Annotated in this window: 20 protein-coding genes and 1 riboswitch; of the genes, 9 read left to right on the forward strand and 11 right to left on the reverse strand. The window is 44.9% G+C overall.

Features of this window, described 5'->3' with window-relative positions; all coding sequences use genetic code 11:
* Nucleotides 1-99: 99 nt before the first annotated feature.
* The 4 genes from QT987_RS15430 to QT987_RS15445 all read right to left on the reverse strand — a co-directional run bounded on the left by QT987_RS15430 (nucleotide 100) and on the right by QT987_RS15445 (nucleotide 6,268).
* Complete coding sequence (locus QT987_RS15430) at nucleotides 100-2,685, reverse strand: PAS domain S-box protein (protein WP_333241489.1); 2,586 nt, start codon at nucleotides 2,683-2,685, stop codon at nucleotides 100-102.
* A gap of 131 nt (nucleotides 2,686-2,816) precedes the next feature.
* Nucleotides 2,817-3,092 carry a hypothetical protein gene (locus QT987_RS15435; RefSeq protein ID WP_333081403.1) on the reverse strand — a complete coding sequence of 92 codons (276 nt, stop codon included), beginning with the start codon at nucleotides 3,090-3,092 and terminating at the stop codon, nucleotides 2,817-2,819.
* A gap of 545 nt (nucleotides 3,093-3,637) precedes the next feature.
* Complete coding sequence (locus QT987_RS15440) at nucleotides 3,638-5,776, reverse strand: ATP-binding protein (protein ID WP_333055977.1); 2,139 nt, start codon at nucleotides 5,774-5,776, stop codon at nucleotides 3,638-3,640.
* A gap of 147 nt (nucleotides 5,777-5,923) precedes the next feature.
* Entirely contained in the window at nucleotides 5,924-6,268 is a 345-nt protein-coding gene (locus tag QT987_RS15445) for a slr1659 superfamily regulator (RefSeq protein ID WP_333241491.1), read from the reverse strand.
* A 455-nt stretch (nucleotides 6,269-6,723) separates the two neighbouring features.
* On the opposite strand from QT987_RS15445, the gene cynS reads away from it, so the two are divergent.
* The 3 genes from cynS to QT987_RS15460 all read left to right on the forward strand — a co-directional run bounded on the left by cynS (nucleotide 6,724) and on the right by QT987_RS15460 (nucleotide 9,671).
* The gene (cynS, locus tag QT987_RS15450; RefSeq protein ID WP_333241493.1) at nucleotides 6,724-7,167 is read left to right on the forward strand and encodes a cyanase; all 444 of its coding nucleotides are present in this window, start codon (nucleotides 6,724-6,726) and stop codon (nucleotides 7,165-7,167) included.
* Between the two features lie 359 nt (nucleotides 7,168-7,526).
* Nucleotides 7,527-8,906 carry an ATP-dependent protease ATP-binding subunit ClpX gene (clpX, locus tag QT987_RS15455; protein WP_333241495.1) on the forward strand — a complete coding sequence of 460 codons (1,380 nt, stop codon included), beginning with the start codon at nucleotides 7,527-7,529 and terminating at the stop codon, nucleotides 8,904-8,906.
* Nucleotides 8,907-9,086: 180 nt separating this feature from the next.
* On the forward strand, nucleotides 9,087-9,671 hold the full coding sequence (locus tag QT987_RS15460) for a type IV pilin-like G/H family protein (RefSeq protein ID WP_333241497.1): 585 nt from the start codon (nucleotides 9,087-9,089) through the stop codon (nucleotides 9,669-9,671).
* Here QT987_RS15460 and QT987_RS15465 read toward each other — a convergent pair.
* Nucleotides 9,663-11,006, reverse strand: coding sequence for a serine/threonine-protein kinase (locus QT987_RS15465; protein WP_333241499.1), 1,344 nt, complete (start codon nucleotides 11,004-11,006; stop codon nucleotides 9,663-9,665). The genes QT987_RS15460 and QT987_RS15465 overlap by 9 nt on opposite strands.
* 87 nt (nucleotides 11,007-11,093) lie before the next feature.
* Entirely contained in the window at nucleotides 11,094-13,004 is a 1,911-nt protein-coding gene (locus QT987_RS15470; protein ID WP_333241501.1) for a serine/threonine-protein kinase, read from the reverse strand.
* 91 nt (nucleotides 13,005-13,095) lie between these two features.
* Nucleotides 13,096-13,242: riboswitch (cobalamin riboswitch) on the forward strand.
* Nucleotides 13,243-13,264: 22 nt separating this feature from the next.
* Here QT987_RS15470 and QT987_RS15475 point away from each other — a divergent pair.
* The 4 genes from QT987_RS15475 to QT987_RS15490 all read left to right on the forward strand — a co-directional run bounded on the left by QT987_RS15475 (nucleotide 13,265) and on the right by QT987_RS15490 (nucleotide 17,667).
* Nucleotides 13,265-13,675 (forward strand): DUF1636 domain-containing protein, encoded by a 411-nt coding sequence (locus QT987_RS15475; protein WP_333241503.1) that lies wholly within the window; start codon nucleotides 13,265-13,267, stop codon nucleotides 13,673-13,675.
* Between the two features lie 365 nt (nucleotides 13,676-14,040).
* Nucleotides 14,041-15,075: a cobalamin biosynthesis protein CobW gene (gene cobW / locus QT987_RS15480; protein ID WP_333241505.1), complete on the forward strand. Its 1,035-nt coding sequence runs from the start codon at nucleotides 14,041-14,043 to the stop codon at nucleotides 15,073-15,075.
* A 238-nt stretch (nucleotides 15,076-15,313) separates the two neighbouring features.
* Nucleotides 15,314-16,285, forward strand: a complete 972-nt coding sequence (locus QT987_RS15485) for a GTP-binding protein (RefSeq protein ID WP_333241507.1) — start codon at nucleotides 15,314-15,316, stop codon at nucleotides 16,283-16,285.
* 275 nt (nucleotides 16,286-16,560) lie between these two features.
* The gene (locus QT987_RS15490) at nucleotides 16,561-17,667 is read left to right on the forward strand and encodes a WD40 repeat domain-containing protein (RefSeq protein WP_333241509.1); all 1,107 of its coding nucleotides are present in this window, start codon (nucleotides 16,561-16,563) and stop codon (nucleotides 17,665-17,667) included.
* Between the two features lie 158 nt (nucleotides 17,668-17,825).
* Here the strand turns inward: QT987_RS15490 and QT987_RS15495 are convergent, their stop codons facing one another.
* A complete protein-coding gene (locus tag QT987_RS15495) occupies nucleotides 17,826-18,662 on the reverse strand; it encodes a metal ABC transporter permease (protein WP_333241511.1) in 837 nt (278 codons plus the stop codon).
* A 288-nt stretch (nucleotides 18,663-18,950) separates the two neighbouring features.
* On the reverse strand, nucleotides 18,951-19,670 hold the full coding sequence (locus tag QT987_RS15500) for a metal ABC transporter ATP-binding protein (protein ID WP_333241512.1): 720 nt from the start codon (nucleotides 19,668-19,670) through the stop codon (nucleotides 18,951-18,953).
* 66 nt (nucleotides 19,671-19,736) lie between these two features.
* On the opposite strand from QT987_RS15500, the gene QT987_RS15505 reads away from it, so the two are divergent.
* Nucleotides 19,737-20,837: a metal ABC transporter solute-binding protein, Zn/Mn family gene (locus QT987_RS15505; protein ID WP_333241514.1), complete on the forward strand. Its 1,101-nt coding sequence runs from the start codon at nucleotides 19,737-19,739 to the stop codon at nucleotides 20,835-20,837.
* Between the two features lie 113 nt (nucleotides 20,838-20,950).
* Here the strand turns inward: QT987_RS15505 and QT987_RS15510 are convergent, their stop codons facing one another.
* Both QT987_RS15510 and QT987_RS15515 read right to left on the reverse strand, forming a co-directional pair.
* On the reverse strand, nucleotides 20,951-21,211 hold the full coding sequence (locus tag QT987_RS15510; protein ID WP_333241516.1) for a DUF7219 family protein: 261 nt from the start codon (nucleotides 21,209-21,211) through the stop codon (nucleotides 20,951-20,953).
* Nucleotides 21,212-21,500: 289 nt separating this feature from the next.
* Nucleotides 21,501-21,668 (reverse strand): metallothionein, encoded by a 168-nt coding sequence (locus QT987_RS15515; RefSeq protein WP_333241518.1) that lies wholly within the window; start codon nucleotides 21,666-21,668, stop codon nucleotides 21,501-21,503.
* 146 nt (nucleotides 21,669-21,814) lie between these two features.
* On the opposite strand from QT987_RS15515, the gene QT987_RS15520 reads away from it, so the two are divergent.
* Nucleotides 21,815-22,225, forward strand: coding sequence for a metalloregulator ArsR/SmtB family transcription factor (locus QT987_RS15520; protein WP_333241573.1), 411 nt, complete (start codon nucleotides 21,815-21,817; stop codon nucleotides 22,223-22,225).
* Nucleotides 22,226-22,353: 128 nt separating this feature from the next.
* Here QT987_RS15520 and QT987_RS15525 read toward each other — a convergent pair whose 3' ends face one another.
* Nucleotides 22,354-22,551: a heavy-metal-associated domain-containing protein gene (locus tag QT987_RS15525; protein WP_333107044.1), complete on the reverse strand. Its 198-nt coding sequence runs from the start codon at nucleotides 22,549-22,551 to the stop codon at nucleotides 22,354-22,356.
* Nucleotides 22,552-22,616 lie beyond the last annotated feature (65 nt).

The raw sequence follows: 22,616 nt of genomic DNA on the forward strand, positions 1-22,616 counted from the left end.
TCCCGCCCGTCCAAAAAGGACGGGCGGGACGCCCATCCCACTTTCAAGAGTGGAAGTTATTTAATTCTCATTCCTAAACATCCTACCTTTAAAGTTGTTTTATTTTCCGTCTTGGCTAATAGGTTGCTTCGGCCAAGTAAACCGAAAAGTTGCTCCCTCACCTTCGGCAGATTCTAGGGAAATAGTGCCCCCTTGACCTTCGACAATTTTTTTCACCAGCGACAAACCAATCCCAGTATTTTCAACTTTATCACGAGCTTCCAAGGTCTGAAAAATCACAAAAACTTTATCGTGATATTGAGGATCAATTCCCGGCCCGTCATCCTCTACAGAAAACTCGTAAAAATCATCTAACTCTTTAACCGATATGTTTACGTGACCCGATTCAGCTCGGTTGTGCTTAATTGCGTTGCTAATTAAATTAGAAAAAACCTGCTGCAACAGCAATCTTTCTGCCACAAAAGTTGGCATTTCCGGTTCAACTTTCACCTCAAATCCAGACGGCGGCGCCAACGAATCAATAATTTCGGCTAATAAATTCTCAACTTTTACCATTTCCGAAGGCACTTGAATCCGTCCGACGCGGGAATATTGCAGCAGTCCCTCAATCAAACCTTCCATGCGGTAAACTCTGCCCCGCAGCAGGTTCATTTGGTGCAGAGTATCCTCTGTCATCGACTCGCTGAGGTCTTCTTCTATCCAACTGCTGAGATTGGCGATCGCCCTGAGTGGCGCTTTCAAATCGTGAGAAACTACATAAGCAAACTGGTCTAATTCTTGATTCCGCTTTCTTAAAACATTCGTCGTTTGAGCCAGATTTTGGGCTGTTAACCTCAATTCTTGAGCGCGCAACCGCAGCGATTCCTGCGCTTGTTTGCGATCCCTAATATCTTCAACCACACTCATCAAAAATTGAGTGCCATTTTCTTCTCGCAGCAGCGAAACCGTCAAGTTTGCCCACACCAACTCTCCGTCTTTGCGGATGTAGCGCTTTTCCAGAGAGAAATTTTCAATTTCTCCTGCTAACAATTGGCGCACAAGTTCCAGTTCACTTGCCAAATCTCCAGGCCAAGTAATCTCCTGAAATCTTTTCTCAACCAATTCTTGCCTGCTGTAGCCCAAAATATCGCAAAGTTTTTGATTGACTAACAGAAATTTGCCTTCCACACTCGCTTGCACCATGCCGACTGCCGCCTGCTCAAAAGTAGCGCGAAACCGCTGGGCGCTTTGGGCTAAAGCAATTTCTGAGCGTTTGCGATCGCTAATATCGTTGCTGATTTCCAAAATAGCAACCGGTTGATCTTGATCGTCGTACTGCAAAGTCCATCGGCTTGCCACCGTTATTTTTGTCCCGTCTTTCTTAGTTCGCACCAGTTCTCCTTGCCAAGAACCCTTCTCGAAAAATACTTTTTGAATTACCTCAAAAGGTTGAGCCCATTCTGTTTGTAAAAGCTTGTGAATATTTTTTCCTACTGCTTGCGACTTCCGCCATCCGTAGAGCCACTTCGCCCCCAAATTCCAATAAGAAATCGTCCCATTCAAGTCTAGTACCGCGATCGTATCGTTGGCCAAATCCAGCATTTGCGCTTGCTTTCGCAGAGTTTCCTCGGCTTGTTTCCGTCCTCTGGCATCGCGGCAAATCGCAATAAACAAGTGTTGATTTGCCAGACGCATTTCGCTGATAGCTAACTCCATCGGAAACTTAGTTCCGTCGTGGTGAATTCCAACTGTTTCTTGTTGGTAAGTCTTCAGCGTAGTATCTGGATGTAACACAAAATATTCTACCGAATAATCCCCCACGCTTTGGTACGGCTGGGGTTGAGCGATCAGTCGCCGCAGGTTAGAGCCAATTATTCGATCGGCTTTCTCGCCAAAAATCTTTTCTGCTGCCCTATTAAAAGACTCAATATTTCCCCGTGCGTCCAAAGTGATAATCCCGTCAGCCGCATTGTCTACCACAGCTTGAATGCGACTTTTACTTTCTTCCAAGCCTGCTTCCCGCTTCCTTAATTCCTTCTCTAAACCATCAAATAAATACCAGGAAGCCCCGGCGCCAAAACAGCCGCAAAGCAAACCAGCAACTTGCACAAAATTAGTGAAATCTATCAAACCCCGTCTTTGCTGATCTAGAGCTTTCTGGTAGGCTTCGCCGGCATTAGCAAACACATTAATTTTTGCACGCAGGTTATCCCTCCTCGCTTTGCCTTGAGTGAACACCTCAATTATTTCCGGCGACTGCACGCTTGTTGCCGAACTGTCGAGCTTATTCAAAGTGTTTTGCAAGAAATTTATATGCTGTTCGGTACTTTTTTTTATATCTTCAAATCGCTGAGCTTGCAGTTTGTTTTCTTGAACCATAACCTTGAGTTTAGCCAGCAGCGGCGGCAAACTCTTCTTGGCTTCTAAGTAGGATGAGAGAAATGCGGGGCGCTTCGTCAACCCGTAACCTCGAATGCCCGTTTCCGCATCCACCACGAGGGTTAACAAGCGGTTAGTTTCCTGAAGTATTGCCCTATTAGTATCTCCTCGCTCTCTTATCTGTATGGTAATCTCTCGGAGGGCTGCAATTGCTAGCAGCGAAGCAAACAGAAAAATAATGGGGATAGCAACGATGATTGTTCCCCGTTGGCGAATTGGTCGGTCTGTCCATACAAAGTGGAGGCAGCGATCGAGCAAATACTTCACGAATATTGAAGGAGAAAGTTTGCTGCCAGTATATCGCTTTTTGGCAGTTTAGGCTATGGATAAGTTTGTTTTGTTTAGTTGGACTATGGCCGGGGACTAACCGTGGAAACTAGATTAGACCCCTGCTATAGCTACCTGCTGACACTAACAGCAGATTTTTTGGCACGGTGTTTAAACGGAGGCAGGGAGAAAGAAAGGACTTTTTTCGACACCGAGACAGCAGGCGAAGCAGAAAGGATCGTTTCTGCTTTACCTTCGTTTTCGCCTTCGGCTTCTGCTTTTAAACTAGAGTCTGTTTCGCCAGTGTTTGGAACACTTGTAACTACAGTAGTCCACCTGCCTGTAGCCGGATCGCGATAACAAGTAAAAGGGTTTATTTTTAGCGGTTGACTGCAAGGTTTAATCATGTAGATGCACTCCTTTGATTCTGAGAAATTGTGCATTGCTTTCAGCAGCAATGCTATCTCGCCCGTAGAAGCAGTATGAAGGCAAAAAGCAGAATTGTGTTTCTGCGTCCAGAGACTTTTGAAACTTCCTGATTTCCTGTTAAATTTTGCCTTCTACTGCTTCGCGACCATAGCATTACTTTTACCAAATTGCCTTTCTGGAAGCAACCCCCCACCGCCTTAATTAGGTTGAGGTGGGACTTGTGAATGCAGCGAGGCCCCCGATCGTGCCTGCAGGACAATCTTGGAATAATATAGGTATTCTAGGCTGAAAAAAAATGCTACTGTGTGATCGACAACAGAGGTCGATCGCGATCGGTGTCACAATTAAAAAGGGAATGGGTAATTGGTAATGGGTAATTGGTAATTGGAAAATTGGTAATGGGGAAATTATTCCATCTTTTTCCATCTTTTGCCATCCGTTAAATCCGGTACACAATTCCGGGAAAAATTCCCACCCGTTAAATCCCTTAAATCCCCTACATTGCTAGTTGCCCAACTTGTTTCTAACTAATATCAACTTTTGCATTTAAATGAACCGTAAAAGTAGAGCCAACATCCAACTCACTCTCAACAGTAATATCGCCGCCCATCATCTGGCAAAACAAGCGACTAATGGCCAATCCTAAACCGGTGCCGCCGTACTTGCGAGTAGTCGAAGCGTCCCCTTGAATAAAAGGTTGAAACAAACCCTGCTGCTGTTCTGCCGACATTCCAATCCCCGTATCAGATACCTGCAAATACACCCAATCGCTGTCACCTGCTGGTTCGCGAGTCGCGCTCAACAGCACCGTTCCACCTTCGGTAAACTTCAGGGCATTCGAGAGCAAATTGAACAGAATTTGCCGGACTTTAGTCAAATCTGCATACATCACTCCCAAATTTTCAGAGCAAGAAACTTGCAATTGATTGTGATTTTTTTCGACCAAAGGGTGCAAAGTTGCAACGACTTCTTCTATTAAATTACAGAGGTCAAATTTTTCTAAATAAAGCTCCATCCGACCGGCTTCTATCTTAGAAAGGTCGAGAATATCGTTAATTAAAGTCAGCAAGTGTTTGCCGGCGTTATAAATTTTTTGGGTATCGGGAATGATTTCTTCGAGTCCCGATTCCCGTGCTTCTTCTTGTAGCATTTCGCTGTAACCGATAATCGCGTTGAGCGGTGTCCGCAGCTCGTGGCTCATATTGGCTAAAAAAGTGCTTTTAGCTCTCGAAGCTGCTTCAGCTTTGTGTAAGGCTTCTTGCAAGGCTATTTCGGCTCTTTTGCGCTCGGCAATTTCGATGCGGAGCAGTTTATTGGCGGTGGTGAGTTGAGCGGTGCGCTGATCGACGGTCATTTCTAGCTGTGCTTTGGCTTTGGAAAGGGCTTCCTGAGCCCGCTGGCGCTCAAATCCTTCGATCGCCAGTGCTACCAAATTTGCCAAAGAATCAGCGAAGGTGCGCTCCTCCAGAGCCCACTGGCGGGGCGCGCCGATATGTTCGAGAGAGAGAATGCCCACGATCTGGCCACCGAGCCTAATTGCTACATTTAATATGGATGAATTCGGCTTGCTGGCATTTGGCAGCACACCGGAATGTTCGGCGAGGGAAGATGAGTGGGACAAATTTGTTTGTAGAGAGTTTTGAGTCTTTGTCGTAGGTTCTAAACCATTGTCCGATCGCAAATTTTCGCGCGGTGCGTCGCCTTCAACATCTAAAATTGATAAATTTAAATCGCTTGCCGATATGCACTCCCGGCTCAAATGATTCTCCTGGGTGCGATCGTACACGTCGAGACAAACTAATTTGAGGTTGGGGATTTTAAACTTAGAATGATTAACTCCCTCGTGTTGCTCTGGGGCAGCGGTATCTGTCTCGATTGCCTCTGTTTGGTTGTGGGCGAGTAATCTCTCAGTAAAATTTAGCTGGGGATCGCTGGGGTAGCGATTTCCAAATCTTCCATGGTTGTAAAGCCAGACGCTGACTTTTTCGACATCCAAAGTCCGGGCGGCAGCCTCGGTAATTTCGCGAATTCCCACATTCAGTGCACCGCTGTTGAGAGTCCTCTGCCTACCTAGCTGCAACAAAGCCAAACTCTGGCGGCGGAGGCGCTTTTCGCTCTCTTGGAGGGTTTGTTCTGCTTCCTTGCGCTGGGTGAGGTCGTACAAGGCGCACAATGCCGTCGGCTGCCCGTTAAACACCAGCGACTGAACCGAGATCATGGCCCAGAAAGCGGTGCCGTCTGATTTTTTGCAGTGGAGTTCGTAGTTTTGCAGGTATCCCTCTTTAGCAAGTGCCTCAAGTACCTTTGGGCGATCGGCGGGGTTGAAGTAAAAGTCTGGAGTGCTGCAGCCGATCAATTTTTCTAGAGGTATGCTCAGGAGAGAAGCCAATTGAGCGTTCGCATACATAATTAAGCCGTCACAGAGGCGAGAAACTAATATCGGCACGGGAGTTGCCGAGGCGATCGCCCGAAACTGCTCTTCGCTTGAACGCAGCGCCAACTGAGCTTTGCTCAGCAAGTGAGCTTCCATCGTATCTGAATGTTCGGTGGTTGTCTCCAGCAAAAGTTCTAGGTCAACCTTTTCGCGCTTCAAGTTTTCAAGTTCCGCACTCAGCCGCTGAACGTCGAAAAGTAGCTGTTCTGTCGATGGTTCTTCCTGCATAGCAATTGAAAATTGGTAAATTTTAGTCGGTTCTGAAGTTTTTTATGGTTTTGTGCTAGTTTAACTATGACTTATTCCGATTAACTTCAGCCACCCTGATCCTGGTTCGCGGACTTAGCCGGAGATTTATCTTTACCTTTTTCGTTATTATTCCAATTCTAAGTGCAAGGAAGGCATCAGCCGCTGCAAGTTTTTCAGGGATTTCATCTGCCAGGGGATCTGTTTAGAACCTTTGATGGCGATTTGAATATTTTTTTGCTGGCGCACTTTGATCACAAATTTTGAGACAATATTAATTCCAGAACTATTTAAAAATTCTAGCTTTCGCAAGTCTAGAGTCACCGTGTTTGGGCAGGAGTCAGCCACTTCGTTGAGCAGATCGACGATCGGTGCGTATTCTTCCACCTGGCTGAGTCGGAACGATCCGCTACAGATGACTGTTTGCGTAGTGCGATCGTACTGGATCGTGTAATCTTTGGTCTGAATCTCCATACTTTTGTCAGTTGCCGATTTTGAGTGGTAAAGGCGCTTTGGCTGCGTGAGTGAGGATTGAGCTTCAGGCTAGCACGATCAAAATTCAGCCGTTTGCCGAATGCCGAATGCCTTTGCGTGTGTAACTTTTATTACATATACTGCCAACTGTACCATTGCCACAGGGCAGTTATGAGTTATTTTAGGATTTATCAGTTGTGTCAGTTGTGATACCAGTTGGCAAAAAGAGTGCAACTGTTGACTAGCTCTCAACCCTGGTAGTCATCAGTCATTGCCAATCTAACATCTCAAATCTCAAATCTCAAATTGTATGAGTTGTGGGGGTTAAGGAGACCAACTTTTGCTGAAGTTCCGAGCTATCAATTCGATTTATTTTCTCAAATTGGTATTGACAAAATCGCCAAAGTGTGAGAAATATTGCACATCTGACACTGAAGTGAAGGGGAGAATATTTAATGGCAATTTCAGGAATTACAGAAAAGCTTTTGGCCGCTAAAAAAGCTAAGGGAATTAGTTTTGCAGATTTGGAAAAACTTTTGGGGCGCGACGAAGTTTGGATTGCCGCGGTTATTTACCGTCAAGCTACCGCATCAGCAGATGAAGCCGAGAAAATTGTCTCGGCTTTGGGACTAGATAGCGAGACGGCTGCGGTTCTCTGTGAACCTCCGTTAAAAGGTTCTTTGGAGGCCTCGGTTCCGGTTGACCCGCTGATTTATCGTTTCTATGAAATTATGCAGGTTTACGGGATGCCACTCAAAGCAGTGATTCACGAAAAATTTGGTGACGGGATTATGAGCGCGATCGACTTTACTTTGGATGTCGAGAAAGAAGCAGACCCAAAAGGCGATCGAGTGAAAATAATTATGTCGGGAAAATTTTTGGAATACAAAAAATGGTAAGCCCGTGCGGCTTTATTTTCAAGTGAAAATGAAAAATTAAAATTGGCTCCCATGACTCATGACTAATCACTAAAGCCTCAAAAGTGTTAACTTAGAAACAGAGATCGCGAAGCTTGACTGCGCCAAAAAACCGAGACAAGCCCCCGACTTAAGTCGTGCAGAGCCCCAAATTTTAGACCCTAGTTCAGCTCCAAAATTCATCTGTGGAGTAAATCTCAAATCTAAAATCTAAAATCTAAAATCGACTGACTGGCTTGGGTGTCCGATCGGGAAACCCTTCTAGGGCACAGCTAAGGTAACTCCCGCGGCAACTTCCCCAGTCGAAACAAGCAACCGCAACCGTAAAGTAAGAGGCAAATATGTCAAAATATGACTCCCATCTCAGATGCTCCTTTTGCGGCAAGTCGCAAGAGTACGTCCGCAAGTTAATAGCTGGGCCCGGCGTCTACATTTGCGATGAATGCGTGGAACTGTGCAATGAAATTTTAGAGGAGGAGTTCTTTGACTCCAGTAAAACAATTGGCCAACAGATTCCCCAATCAGAGGTGCGAGAGTCTCAGGGACAAGGAACCAGGCGCCCAGGTCGATCGAATAAATCGAAAATTGTTTTAGCTCAAATTCCGAAACCAACAGAGATTAAGCAGCATTTAGACAACCACGTCATCGGCCAGCACTCAGCAAAAAAAGTCCTTTCTGTAGCAGTTTATAACCACTACAAGCGCTTGAGCGTTGACCAAGTAAAAGATAGCGACAAGTCTTCCCCTGACAGCGATGTAGAATTGCAAAAATCCAACATCCTGCTAGTCGGGCCCACAGGTTGCGGTAAAACTTTGTTAGCACAAAGTTTAGCGCAAATGCTCGAAGTCCCGTTTGCGGTAGCGGATGCGACGACACTGACAGAAGCTGGATATGTCGGCGACGATGTAGAAAATATCTTGCTGCGGCTGTTGCAAATGTCCGATTTTGATGTGGAAGCGGCGCAGCGGGGCATTATTTATATTGATGAAATTGACAAGATTGCTCGCAAAAGCGAAAACACTTCGATCACCAGGGATGTATCGGGTGAAGGAGTGCAGCAAGCGCTGCTAAAAATGTTGGAAGGAACAGTGGTTAACGTGCCCCCGCAAGGCGGCCGCAAACATCCTTACCAAGATTTTATTCAAGTTGACACTAGCAAAATTCTATTTATTTGTGGCGGTGCTTTTGTCGGTTTGGAAAAAATAGTTGAACAGCGTTTGGGTAAAAAATCCTTGGGCTTTATTCAGCCAACAGAAACCGACAGCAACTCAACTTTGCCGGCGAAAGACAAGCGGGCCGCTGATATTTTGCAGCAGGTACAGCCGGACGATTTAGTCAAGTTTGGTTTGATTCCTGAGTTTGTGGGGCGGATTCCGGTGGTGACGGTGATTTCGCCGCTGGATGAGGCGGCTTTGATGCAGATATTGACCGAGCCCCGGAATGCGCTGGTGAAGCAGTATCAAAAGCTGTTGAAGATGGACAGCGTGGAGTTGGAATTCCAGCCGGAAGCGCTACGGGCGATCGCCCAGGAGGCCTATCGTCGCAAAACTGGCGCCAGAGCTCTCCGCAGCATTTTAGAGGAGTTAATGCTGGATGTGATGTACGAGTTGCCTTCTCGCAAGGATGTGGCTAATTGTATGATTACTCCTGAAATGGTCGAGAAGCGATCGACTGCTGAATTGCTGTGGCATCCCGCATGGCGGCAGCACGAAACTGCATAATTGGTAATCTGTAGGGTGCTTGTGGCGCACCCTACAAATTTGCTACCTTTAATTCCCTTGGCGAACCCGCCTCTACAAGCCGAACACTACAAACTTTTTTCAAGGTCGATCGAGCGAATGCAATCTTAAGGTAAGACCTTAAGGAGTAAACTTATAACTGTAAAAATAACTGTCGAAAAAATGCCAAGAAATGCAGCTAAAGCAAGTAAACAACCCAGAGTTAAAATACCAAGTTTCCTAGACGGAATTCCCGGAGTGTCAATGGCAATTCAGTGCGGTTTGGTAGCCAGCCTAATGTTGTGTTGGTACGATTTCAAATACAACACGACAGTATTCTTAATTCCGCGATCGGCAGTAGCAGAAAAAGAAATTTTACTCATCAATCAAAGGCAGCAAGCTTACTATGCAGAAAATAATCAATTTAGTTCTTCCCTAAAAGGATTAGGTCTAGAAAGTGAAAAAGAAACCTACGATCATTATTATAAATACAGAACTCGGTTATCAATGGGTCCGGTTCAAACTTTACACAATCAAAGCAAAGCAGCACCATTTGAAATGACACTCGCATTCGCCCAACCTCGCGATCGTAGCATCAAGAGGTGGTATATGGGTGCAGTAGTTGCTTTCAAAGAAAATGGTAGCAATCTACTAACAACTATGGCAGCAGTTTGTGAGAGCGATGCCCGTCCTCAAACAATCAGGAGTCTGCCAACTTTTGACGGCAAAGAAATTCACTGCCCCTCCGGGACAAATATGTTAAGGTAAGACCTTGAAACTATTTTGCGCCACTCTTCGATTGTTTAAGTAAAATTCAAAGTACCAATTGCCAGGTTGGTCATCTTTTTGAAAATTGTACCAGCACCAAGTATTTAATCTACCTCCTGTCGTTTTTAAATTCGATGCACCCCGCTGTACTAAATTTCCTTGAGGGTTAAACACCTCACAATCTCCTCTATATTCTCCCTCTGGCAAGTTCGCAGCACTTACGGTCAAATAGACTTTCTTTTGTTGTTTCAAAGACCAGACATCTGTAGTTTTTGTAGCTTCTAGCTCGTCAGTCAACCTCGCTTGAGTTAAAGCTTTTAAATTTTGTTTGTTAGTTATTGGTGGGGAGTCAACTACTGCTTGAGGTTGGGGATAAGTTAGTAACAACGGACTAAAAATAGCAGCGACGACGGGGCTAAGCATAGCAGCAATTGGAGCAATTACTGTTAACAACCCAGTTACTGTTGATAATCCGACTAATATCAGCGCAAGTTTTGAGTTGTGGCGCTGCTGGACTACTTCGAGGGGAATCAAAGCATTGAGGGCCGCATCTGCCGAAGAATAGCGGTGTTTGAAATTAGGTTCCACCATTTTTTGCAGCCAGTCAAGAAATTCTGGAGTTAGCAGCTGCAAGCGATTTTTTAAATTAATCTGCCTTTTAAAATTAATCCGTCCCGTCTCGTCCATCAAGCTGCCAATTTCGAGAGAACTTATCCTAATTAGCAAGCAAATTAGCGTCGCGCCGAGACTGTATAAATCCGATGCCACAGTTAGCTGCCGATTGAACATTTGTTCTGGCGGCATAAAGCCCAAAGTACCTTTAACAACGCTGCTGGCGGCCACTTCTCCCCCGCCGAGTCTAGCAAATCCAAAATCGACAAGGCTGACATTCAGGCGATCGTCCACCAAGATATTCTCCGGTTTTAAATCTCGGTGAATTACTGGCGGAACGCGGTTTTGCAAGTATTTAAGAATTTCTAAAACAGAGATAGCAATTTGCTTGATTTGCTGTGGCGTTAGCTTGCGGAGAGTTGCGAGGGAATTGGCATTTTTGTATTCCTGTACCATGCAGAAACCCGATGCTGTTTGGAAGGAATCTAAATACCGAGGAATGCTGGGGTGATCCAGTTCTCGCAAAATCTGAATTTCTTTTTCGTAAGCTTGATACTCCGACCACTTAGCGCCTGTTTTGGCAAATTGAAATTGTTTGATAGCTACGGCACGTTGGGTATTAATTTCGGTAGCGAGATAGGTAACTCTACCGCCGGCGCGATTGTGTCCGAGTTCGCGAGTTATTTGATAGCCGTAGTTAGAAAAGTCAGGAAAAGCATTCATAGTTAAACAGTTGACAGTTGACAGTTGACAGTTGACAGTTGACCAATTACCAAGCTGCGATGTACCTCATATTACAGGCTACATTGTTTACGGTTTAATTAAATTGGCTTCAGATTTGCGATAGTTGGAAATAATTCTTTTTGGGTTAAAAACGAGCGTGTCAACTAACGCAATTGCAATCACGACTAGAGGGAGCAGTGTCACTCCTCCTGTGGCTATTATTTCGATTGGTTCAACCCATTCCAACTGATTACCCAATTTTAAAAACAATCGAAAAGTTGCTCCCAAGAGCGTACAAAATGCGACAGTAAGAAAAGATATTTTAGTAGCATCTGCTTTGAATTTTTTTCTACTTGCTTGCTCGCCAACTAGATTGTTAACGCTGGTATCTATCATTATTGCACTTAAATATCTTGCTAACACCACCATTAATACGATTCCCCCACATGAAGAAATTATAGCAAAAGTTATATTAATTATTAGATTAATTATTATAGGTAGTTTTTTAATACCCGCGCTTAAAAAAAGCATCGGGGTAAAAATAATGATAACTACACTTAAACCGAGAATCACTTTCAATATTTGCTTAAAAACTTGCCTAAAATCTAACCATTTAACATTAATATCTTTGAGTTTGTTTGGATTTACGGTCAGGAATGTAATGGTATTTTCAGCGGAATTAAATCCCAACAATACGGCCAATGGTATCCACCACGAAAAAGTATGGAGCAAAACGTTGTTGGAGTTGATGAGGTTAGTTAATAACTCCGAAATCATAAAACCTGCTAAGGTAAAACAGCACATAAAAGCCAGCCTGCGCGCAGACAAAGAAGTATTTTTTTTCGGTACGTGCAAGGCAGATGTGGTGACTTGCAATTCTATTGTATGAGTTTCCGGCTCGGAATTGGCGTGTAAGATGATTTGGCGGTTGTAAGTTTGACTTGCCAGCAATTTTTGAGTATCAACTCGAATTTGGCATTCAATATTATTGCTTTCAAAAGACTGCGGTACAAAGGAAATCCAAGAATGGTCGTAAGGCGTGTGTGGCGGGTCATTCGGATGTGGCGCGACTTCCCATCTGCCGCCAAGCATTGTATCGGGAATTGGGTTGCTAATGGCGATATTTTGCGCTAAAATTTCTCCATATTCTGTAGCGGTAAGTTCCAGCAGATTGAGAGCGAGCCTAACTTTTGGCAATTGTTTAACATCCAAAGATTCTAGGGCAGCTAAAGCATCAGCCGCTGACTGATATCTATCTTGAATTCTCGGCGCTACCATTTTCTCCAACCAATTCATCCAAGTTTGCTGCAACGGCGGTACTAAATGCCGAAAATGAATGCCATAATTAGCATCAATCAAATTGCCAACATCTGCAGATTTTGTACCAGTTAACAAACAAATGAGGGTGATTCCCAAACCGTAAAGATCCGAGGCTTTAGTTAATTCTCTGTTGAACATTTGCTCCGGCGGCATGAATCCCATCGTACCTTTGACAACGCTGCTGGCTGCAATATAGCCGCCTCCAATTCGTGCAAAGCCGAAGTCTACTAAGTAAACATTTAATTGGTTGTCAATTAATAAGTTTTCTGGTTTGATATCGCGGTGAATTACAGGCAGTTTATGAGATTGCAGGTAAGCTAAAATTTCTAAAGTGGCGATCGCAATTTTTTTGAGATCAGGCAGCGAAAAAGTGCGATCGCCCGCCGATTGGGCCTTGATATATTCCTGAACAATGCAAAAACCGCTATCTGTTTGAAAATCGTCAAGATAGCGTGGAATTCCGGGGTGATCGAGCTTTTTCAGCACTTGGGTTTCCTGTTGGCTAGCGGAGTATTTCGCCCAGCTAGACCCTTGCGCGAATTGAAATTGCTTAATAACAACTGATTTATTGGTGTTAGTTTCTGTAGCTAGATACGTGACGCGGCCGCCCAGACTGTTGTATCCGAGTTCGCGAGTGATTTGATAGCCATGTGTGGAGAAGTCGGGAAAAGTTGTCATAGGTAGTTCTTCTGGTTTAATTTATCTGGGAATATATTAAAAATTGCTATTACCAAGATAACTTTTTTCAAAAAAGGCGTCAACTGTGATAAGATTTGATTTCGCGATCGGTTCTAGCGGGGAGCAGCCGTTAGAGGAAACGGGGAAAGTTCGGTGCAAGTCCGGCGCTGTCCCGCAACTGTAATGAAACCCTTGGGGTTTCTCAAGTCAGAATGCCCGCCGATATATAACTCACTTTTGAACGCATCTGCGAGGTACGGATGATGGATGGAATTAACACGGCTGTACGCACAAAGCACAGTCTATTTGTTTGCACTGCTTGCGCTAGTGTTTGGAAAAACGGCAAGCGCGAAGGTAAAAGCGGCGGTCAACAATTTATGGAAAATTTGTCGCAACTCGCTAAAGATTGGGAGTTTTCTGATAAGTTTGAGATTCAAGAGGTTGAGTGCATGAGTGCTTGCAGTCACTCTTGTGCGGTGTCTTTTGCTGCTGTTGGAAAGTACACTTATCTGTTTGGTGATTTACCAGCCAATGAGTCGGAAAGCGTCGAGGCTGTACTCGAATGCGCGGGTCAATACTATGCTAAACCGGACGGTTTGTTGCCTTGGTCTGAGCGTCCTCAAGCTCTGAAAAAAGGTGTTTTAGCAAAGATTCCTCCGCTGGTAAATTAGAGTTTTTCTCCTTACCATGCTCGGCCCATTGGTGACAACTTAACGTCAAACCGATCGTCTCTCTTGTTTTTATCGAAATCTAGATCCCCCCTAACCCCCCTTAATAAGGGGGGGACAAGAAATATTCTCTTTCGTCCCCCTTCTTAAGGGGGATTTAGGGGGATCTAAACTTCGCCTAAAAGCGACTTTTATTGTAGGTTTCAGTATTAAGTTGTCACCTACGATCACGGCCTGGTAACGCATACGCAGAGGCTCGGCCTCGTATTAAAAGCGCTCCTTTATTCCAGCGAGGCCGAGCCTCTAGATTAGCATTCCCAGGCAGCGCCTGGAAGATATCCCATCACCAAATAAGCACAAAATTATCAATGCACAAAATTCCTGTTACTGTCATCACTGGTTTTCTCGGTAGCGGCAAAACTACCCTAATTCGCCACTTATTGCAAAATAATCAAGGTCGCCGCATTGCTGTTCTGGTTAACGAATTTGGCGAAATCGGAATTGATGGAGAACTGCTGCGCGATTGCCAAGTTTGCGACGAAGAAGAAAATGTCAGCAGCAATATTGTAGAACTAACAAATGGTTGTCTTTGCTGCACTGTTCAAGAGGAATTCTTGCCGACTATGCAGGAATTGTTGAAGCGCAGAGAGCAAATTGATTGTATCTTAATTGAGACTTCGGGCCTCGCACTTCCTAAACCTTTGATTCAAGCTTTTCGCTGGCCGGAAATTCGCACGGGTGCTACTGTGGATGGTGTTGTTGCTGTTGTCGATTGCGAAGCTATTGCTAGCGGTTCTTTTGTCGGTGATATCGATGCTTTGATGGCACAGCGGCAGGCTGATGATAGTTTAGATCACGAAACTCCGATCGAGGAATTGTTTGAAGACCAGTTAGCCTGTGCCGATATGGTACTTTTAACGAAGGTCGATCGCGTAGATGTGGAAACTCACAAGAAAGTCCAAAGCTGGTTGCAGCAAGAGTTACGTCCGAGTGTGAAAATTGTGCCTTGCAAAGGTGGCGAAATTAACCCCGATGTGTTAATGGGATTTAATGCGGCGGTTGAGGATGATTTGGAGTCTCGCCCAAGTCACCACGACACTGAGGAGGAACACGAGCACGATGATGATATTAACTCGACTTTCTTTATTGCCGATCGCGAATTTGAACCTGAAGCTTTGGTGAAAAAACTGCAATCCTTGATGCAGCAGGAGGAAATCTATCGGATTAAAGGGTTTGTGGCGGTTCCCAAGAAACCGATGAGGATGGTGTTGCAAGGTGTCGGTTCGCGGATAGAATATTTTTACGATCGCCCTTGGCAACCTTCCGAGATCCGTCAAACCAAATTAGTGCTGATTGGTCGAGAGTTAGAGCGCGATCGAATTGCAGCTATGATTAACAATTAATTGTCATCAGTCATTAGCCACACACGCTGACCTCAGAAACCGGGTTTCTTCCTATATTTCTCGTTCTTCCAAAACTCGTAGAAACCCGGTTTCTAGCCCTATGGGTAAGCCCTGAACCAAAGACTGCGTATTCCTGTAGTTAAAAACTCTTAACATTTTTTAATAAACTTGCTACTGCCAGCAAGTTTGGTGTAGAATAACGATAATGGTTATCATTGTACACTAATCGAGGTCAAGTATGGTGAGTGCTGGGGCGATCGAATCAGTTCCTGTTACCGTTCTCACAGGCTATCTGGGTGCAGGCAAAACTACGCTACTGAACCGAATTTTAACAGAGGAACACGGCAAAAAAGTTGCAGTCATCGTCAATGAGTTCGGCGAAGTAGGCATCGACAACCAACTGATAATTGATGCCGACGAAGAAATTTTCGAGATGAACAACGGCTGCATTTGCTGTACAGTCCGAGGCGATTTAATTCGGATTATCGGCAACTTAATGAAGCGGCGAGACAAATTTGACCACATAGTCATCGAAACCACAGGTTTAGCCGACCCCGCACCAGTAATTCAAACCTTTTTTGTAGACGAAGATATGCGGGACACATTACTGCTAGATGCAGTTGTCACCGTAGTCGATGCCAAGCACATCTGGCAGCACTGGGAGTCAGACGAAGCTCAAGAACAAATTGCATTCGCCGATGTAGTTTTGCTCAACAAAACTGATTTAGTGACTGACGAAGAATTGGCAGAATTAGAAAAGCGAATTCGCGCCATGAATGCAATGGCAAAAATTCACCGTACTCACAACGCTGAATTACAAATGGATGCTTTGTTGGGTGTCAAAGCATTTGATTTAAACCGCGCATTAGAAATCGAACCCGACTTTTTGGGCGAACATACTCACGAACACGACGAAACAGTTACCTCGGTAGCAATAGTCGAATCTGGTGCTATTGATGGCAACAAATTTAGCGATTGGATTGAGGAATTGTTGCGAACTCAAGGCACAAATATCTTTCGGACAAAAGGCATTTTGAATATGGCTGGAGAAAACAACAGATTTGTGTTTCAAGGAGTGCATATGTTGTTCGATGGCAGACCGGATCGACCTTGGAAAGATACAGAAATTCCGAAAAATGAGCTTGTATTTATCGGTCGGAATTTAAACGAAAATCAATTGCGAGAGGATTTTCGTAAATGTCTGGTTTAACTGACATATTGAAGCATTTTCAATAAGCCTTTTAGGAACAGGCAAGATGCCTGTTCCACAAGAAGAGAATTCATCTTTTGTGGAAGGGAACAGGCAAGATGCCTGTTCCACAAGAAGAGAATTCATCTCTTGTGGAAGGGAACAGGCAAGATGCCTGTTCCACAAGATGAAAATTCATCTTTTGTGGAAGGGAACAGGCAAGATGCCTGTTCCACAAAAAGACAATTCATCTTTTGTGGAACGGGCATCTTGCCCGTTCTTAAGAATAGTACAATATGTCAGATTCAATAAATATGGGTAACAAAAAGACAAATAAAAGTGAACTAACCCTGCAATTTCACGCTAAAAAAATGCTGTCTGACTACGTAACTGCTGTTACTTGGTCGCCGGATGGCAAAACTTTAGCAGTCTGTTCCGCTGCGGGCGAAGTGATGTTAGGGACTGTAGGGGCAATGAATGAATTGTCCTTGCAACCGCTACAAACTGCTACGGGTAAATCAGCCGATTGCTTGTCTTTTTCACGCGACAGTCAATTCCTAGCTGCTGGCGGACAAGATGGAAAAGTGCGAATTTGGCGCGTTAATTCTGGGGAATTAATTGCTAATTTGGACAACCAGCGCGTCTGGGTGGACAAGTTAGTTTGGAGTCCGAACTGCAATCAGTTAGCTTTCAGTATGGGCCGCTGCGTTCAAGTTTGGAATGCTGATGATGATGTTGTTGAAGTAACGCTGAATTTCGACTCATCATCTATCCTCGATTTAGCATGGCATCCTGTTGTTAAATATCTGGCAGTTAGCGGCTATCAAGGTGTCAAAGTTTGGGACGGCGAAGACTGGGACGAAGACCCGCACGTCTTGTCAGTACCGTCTGCAACAGGTGCAATTTCTTGGGATACGTCAGGGAAATATTTAGCTTGCGGTAATATTGACAACACCCTAATTGTTAATGAATGGGGCAGTTCTCAACCGTGGATAATGCAGGGTTTTCCGGGGAAAGTTCGGCAGTTAGCTTGGTCGGATAAAACTAATTCTTTGGGTGCACCTTTGTTAGCTGCTTCGAGTTCTCAAGGCATTTCTGTCTGGGAAAGAGACGCTGATGAAAGAGTCGGTTGGGAAGGTTGGGCGTTAGAAGTGCATGAAAAAGTTGTAAATGCGATCGCCTTTCAACCTACCACATTTTTATTAGCTTCTGCAGCCGCAGATGGTCAAGTTTGTTTGTGGTATGAAGCAGAACAATTGCTGCAAATTCTCAAAGGTGCAGAGGGCGGTTTTTCCTGTCTCGCATGGCATCCCGAAGGCCAGTTTCTCGTGGCTGGCGGCTGTGGAGGCGAATTGCTGGTTTGGTCAAAGTCTATGCGTGGCAAAGGCTTCGGGGGGCGCTAAGTTCGCATAGGCACCGGTTTGACCAAAACATAAACAATTGAAAACTTTAGGACTTACCCACGGGTATCCAGAAACCGGGTTTTTCGAGCGTCTACTTCGTTGCATACCGCATCGAGTAAAAAACCCGGTTTCTAAGCGTCGAAGTGCGTCCTGGAGTGTTATCCTCTCTTTCTTGTCAAAATCCCTTGACTGGGACTGAACAGCAAAGCTACTAAAAATAACCCAAAAACAACTAATACAATTGCGGCACCAGAAGGCATATTCCAATAATAGCTGAGATACATACCAGTCACGCTAGCTATAATCCCAATAATAGCTCCTAATCCCATCATTAAATGTAGCTCTTTTACCAACAAATACGCCGTCATTCCCGGCCCGATTAACAGCGAAATTACTAACAGCGCTCCCACGGTTTGCAAACTCGCAACAATCGTCAGCGTAATCGCCGAAATCATCCCGAAATAAATCCAGTTTACAGGCAAACCGCACGCTTGCGCCCCCAGAGGGTCAAAAGTATAGAATAGCAGTTCTTTGTAAAATATTTTAACCGTCGCCAAAATAATCAAAGTTATCACAAAAGTCTGCTGCACGTCAGCAGGTGCAACTGACAATATATTCCCAAACAAAAACCCATCAAGGTCTAATTTGGTTGTCCGCAACAGGCTAATTAAGGTGACGCTAATTGCTAAAAATGTCGATAAAATTAATGCCATGACTGCATCAATTTTTAGGCGCGATTGGGATTGAATCCACGCCATAATCACGGCGCTGATAATTCCCGATATAAACGCGCCGATCGAAATATTGAAACCTAACGAAAAAGCCACAGGCAATCCTGCTAATACTGAATGGGCAATCATGTCAACCATCATTCCCATTTGCTGTACAATTAGGTATGAACCGACAACGGCGCAGAGAATTCCTAGCAAAATGCCGACGGCGATCGCATTTCGCATGAACTCGAATTGTAGCGGCTCAATTAGTAGGTTTAACATTGAATTAGGTTAATAATAGGTTTTTTTTAACTACAATCAATTGCACAGGCGGGACGCTCGTGCCACAATCAATTGCACAGGCGGGACGCTTGTGCCACAATCAATTGCACAGGCGGGACGCTTGTGCCACAATCTACTTCACAGGCGGGACGCTTGTGCCACAATCAATTGCACAGGCGGGACGCTTGTGCCACAATCAATTGCACAGGCGGGACGCCTGTGCCACAATCTACTTCACAGGCGGGACGCCTGTGCCACAATCAATTTTAAAGATAAATCTTTTTTGGCTTACGCTGACACTAAACTTAAATCGTATCCATAGGCTTTTTGAATATTGGCTGCGGTGAGCACTTCCTGGCAGGAACCGCTCGCAATTAACTGCTTGTTGAGCAATAATAAATTGTCGTACTGTTTTAACGTTTCGCCTAAATCGTGGCTGATTACTAGCAATGTTTTATTTTCTGCTTTTAGTTCGGCAAAAATATCGAAAATAATTTCTTCGGTTGCTTTGTCGATCGCGTTAAAAGGTTCGTCGAAGAAGAATAAATCGGCTTGTTGGGCGATCGACCTTGCTAAGAAAATCCGCTGCTGCTGTCCGCCGGAAAGTTCGCCAATTTGCCGATCGCGCAAATCCCACATTCCCACCCTCCGTAAAGCAGCTTTCACCAATTCTTGCGACTGCTTCGAGGGGCTGCGAAACCAGCCAGTCTTAACGGTTCGCGCCATCATCACCGCATTCCACACCGTAATCGGATAATCCCAGTCAATTTGCGATCGCTGGGGCACATAAGCCACCCGCGATAACTGCTGCTTCAACAACCGCCCCTGATATTTCACCAAACCGCGACAAGCCGGGATCAATCCCAGCATCGCTTTCACCATCGTGCTTTTCCCCGCGCCGTTGGGGCCGAACACACCCGTTAATTGTCCGGGATCTAACTGGAAATTCACGCTGTTGAGGGCTGCAATTCCGCGATAATTGACAGCCAAGTCTTGCACTTCTAGCATAATTAGAGATTTTGAGAACGATTCTTGTTCGTAACTACTACAATAGGATAACTCGAAAAAGCAATAATGATTATCGTTCCAAAGGTGAAAATGTTAAAGAACTTGCCTGGAAAAACCCGCAGATTGTGCGGTGCCACTGTTTTGGCAATTGGCTGCGGGCTGGTTGGCTGCAGTGGAGGACAGAACGCAACCAATCCGGTGTCAGAGAGTCCCGCCGCAACTCAAACTCCAGCCAGTCCCGCCGCCAACTTGCCAAAAGTCGTGGCCACGACTGGCGTTATCTGCGACATAACTAAAGAAATCGCTCAAAGTTCGATCGACACCACCTGTCTAATCAAGCCGGGAGACGACCCCCACGCCTATCAAACTAAGCCGGAAGACCGCAAAGCGATTGAAACCGCAAATCTGATTTTATACGGCGGCTACAACCACGAACCCAGCATCATTAAGTTAATTGAATCTAGCAGTAATTCCGCACCCAAAATCGCCGTACACGAACTCGCAGTTCCCAAACCGCTGATAGGCGAACACGAGCACGAACACGGCGAAGAGAAAGCGGAAAATGAAGCCCATGCAGAAGGCGAAAAAGTCCCTGATCCTCACGTTTGGCATAACCCTCAAAATGGCATCCGTATGGTAGAAACAATTCGCGACCAATTGATCAAAGTTTCTCCCACCAATGCTCAACTTTATACAAAAAATGCAGCCACCTTAACAGATGAGTTGCAAAAAGTAGATACTTGGATCAAAGCTCAAATTGCGACTATTCCAGCCCAAAAACGCAAGTTAGTAACAACTCACGATGCTCTGAGTTACTATGCCGATGCTTACGGTTTGGAGATGGCTGGAGCTTTACAGGGTGTGACGACTGAGGAACAGCCCACCGCCGCAAGAATTGCCGAATTATCCTCAGAAATTAAGAGTACAGGAGTGCCGACCATTTTTGCCGAAACCACAACTAATCCGAAGTTGATGGAGACTGTGGCGAGGGAGGCAAATGTCAAAATTTGGGACAAGGAACTTTACAGCGACGAGTTGGGCGGCCCCGGCACCGGTGCTGATACTTATCAGGGAATGCTGAAAACTAATACTTGCACGATTATTTCTGGCCTCGGTGGCAATTGTACTTCCTTTGCAGGAGAAACTGCACCAAATCCCAAACCATAGACTTTCTAAAGTTCGCCTAGCAAGCACCTTACCTTTGCTGGATACGCAGCAAAACGCAGCGTTTGCAATCGCAGGGGTTTTCGATTGCAAACGCTGCGTTGGCTGCGATGACTTTAAGGTGAATTTTGCTCCTCGGTAGTGGGGGGGTTTTGGCCAATTCCCAATTGCTTCTTAGAGGATTTTAAGTCTTTCCAAAGCATCTTAATATCTTTATAGGCTTTCTCAGCACTAATTTTCCCCCCTGTTTCCAGCGAGCAAATATAAGTTATTTTTTGAGCAAACTCCTGCAAATTGGCATTAAACGCCAAGTTTTCTGGCGTGAAATCACCGTAGTAGCGATTGCGAGGATGTAAAAAATCTTCCCGCTCTTTCATTGCCCCCTCCTAATTTAACTTTTGGTATTCAACTTTTGGTTCGGTCTCTGCTGTTAATAGCACTATTTGTACTCTGTATCGCGGCGCCAACTTGCTTCTATTGTATTGCGTAAGTAGCAATTGTGCTTTTTCGCTCTGTATTTAGTCTATTAATGCAGTCTTAACCTTAAGTTAGCTTTATTTTAACTTTTCTTTAACCTAAAAGCAAAAAAATTGGGAAATGCGCGGTTCGCATCTCCCTTTAGAGATATTTGGCAGTGGGTGATTAACCTTTTCTGAAGCCGAATATTTATTTGTTGCACTCGCAGCCTGTGTGGCCGCAGCCTTGGCCGTTGGGGTGTCCGTTAGCGCAAGCACTGGAACAGTATGTTTTGCCGTCTTTTTCAATGGCTTCGCTGGGGCTGACAACGCACGAACATGAAGGGCAGGCACATTTTGTTTGGGTGGCGGTAGTCATTTGAGCTTCTCCTGGTGGGGTTGTTTGTCTATACTTATATATGAACACATATTCAGATATAAGTCAAGGGAATGTAAAAGTTTTGTTACAAAAGGTTTGCCGATCGCACTAAAATGAAAATGAGAACTAAAACCAGCCTGGAAAAGATGTCACCAAACTCTGCTGTTAACGGAGCGATAAGTCAGCCTCTTGCACAAAACGATACACCAATGTGCGATCGACCGCACCTAGTTGACAGTGTACGGGCCGGGGACATCCAAACACAAGTGCTCAACACCGCAAAAGCTCAGCGGATGGCTGAGTTTTTCAGTCTTTTGGGAGATGCGAATCGCCTGCGGCTACTGTCGGTTTTGGCAAAACAAGAACTGTGCGTGTGTGACTTAGCTGCGGCGTTGAGTATGAGTGAGTCAGCAGTATCGCACCAGTTGCGGGCATTGCGGGCGATGCGGTTGGTAAGTTACCGCAAGGTTGGGAGACAAGTTTTTTATAGTTTACTCGATCGCCACGTTTTTGAACTTTACCAAGCAGTCGCCGAACACTTAGACGAAGCAGATTAAGCTTTTGGGCATTGGGCATTGGGCATTGGGCATTGATAATGGATTTAAAACTCTGTAGGGGCGGTTTTTACGAATAATCTCGACCTAAGACCAATAATCTTGTAAACCCGCCCCCACCCAACTAGATATTAATCTTGGACGGTGTGGCCCGTAGCAACAACCGCCTGTGTAATTGACTCTTCAGAAGCTTGAGCCTCAACCGTAACAGTCTTAGCTGCGACATCCACATTGACAGTAGCTTCGGAGTCAACAGTTTTGATGGCTTTGGTAATTGTATCACCGCAGCCAGAGCAGACGATCGAGGGAACGTTAAGTAGTATTGCCATAATTAAGCAAATTTTCGTAGATGACAGTATTATTTTTTATTTTAATCTAAATTCGTGAAACACGC

It is taken from the genome of Microcoleus sp. SVA1B4 (assembly GCF_036700545.1).
Taxonomy (GTDB): domain Bacteria; phylum Cyanobacteriota; class Cyanobacteriia; order Cyanobacteriales; family Microcoleaceae; genus Microcoleus.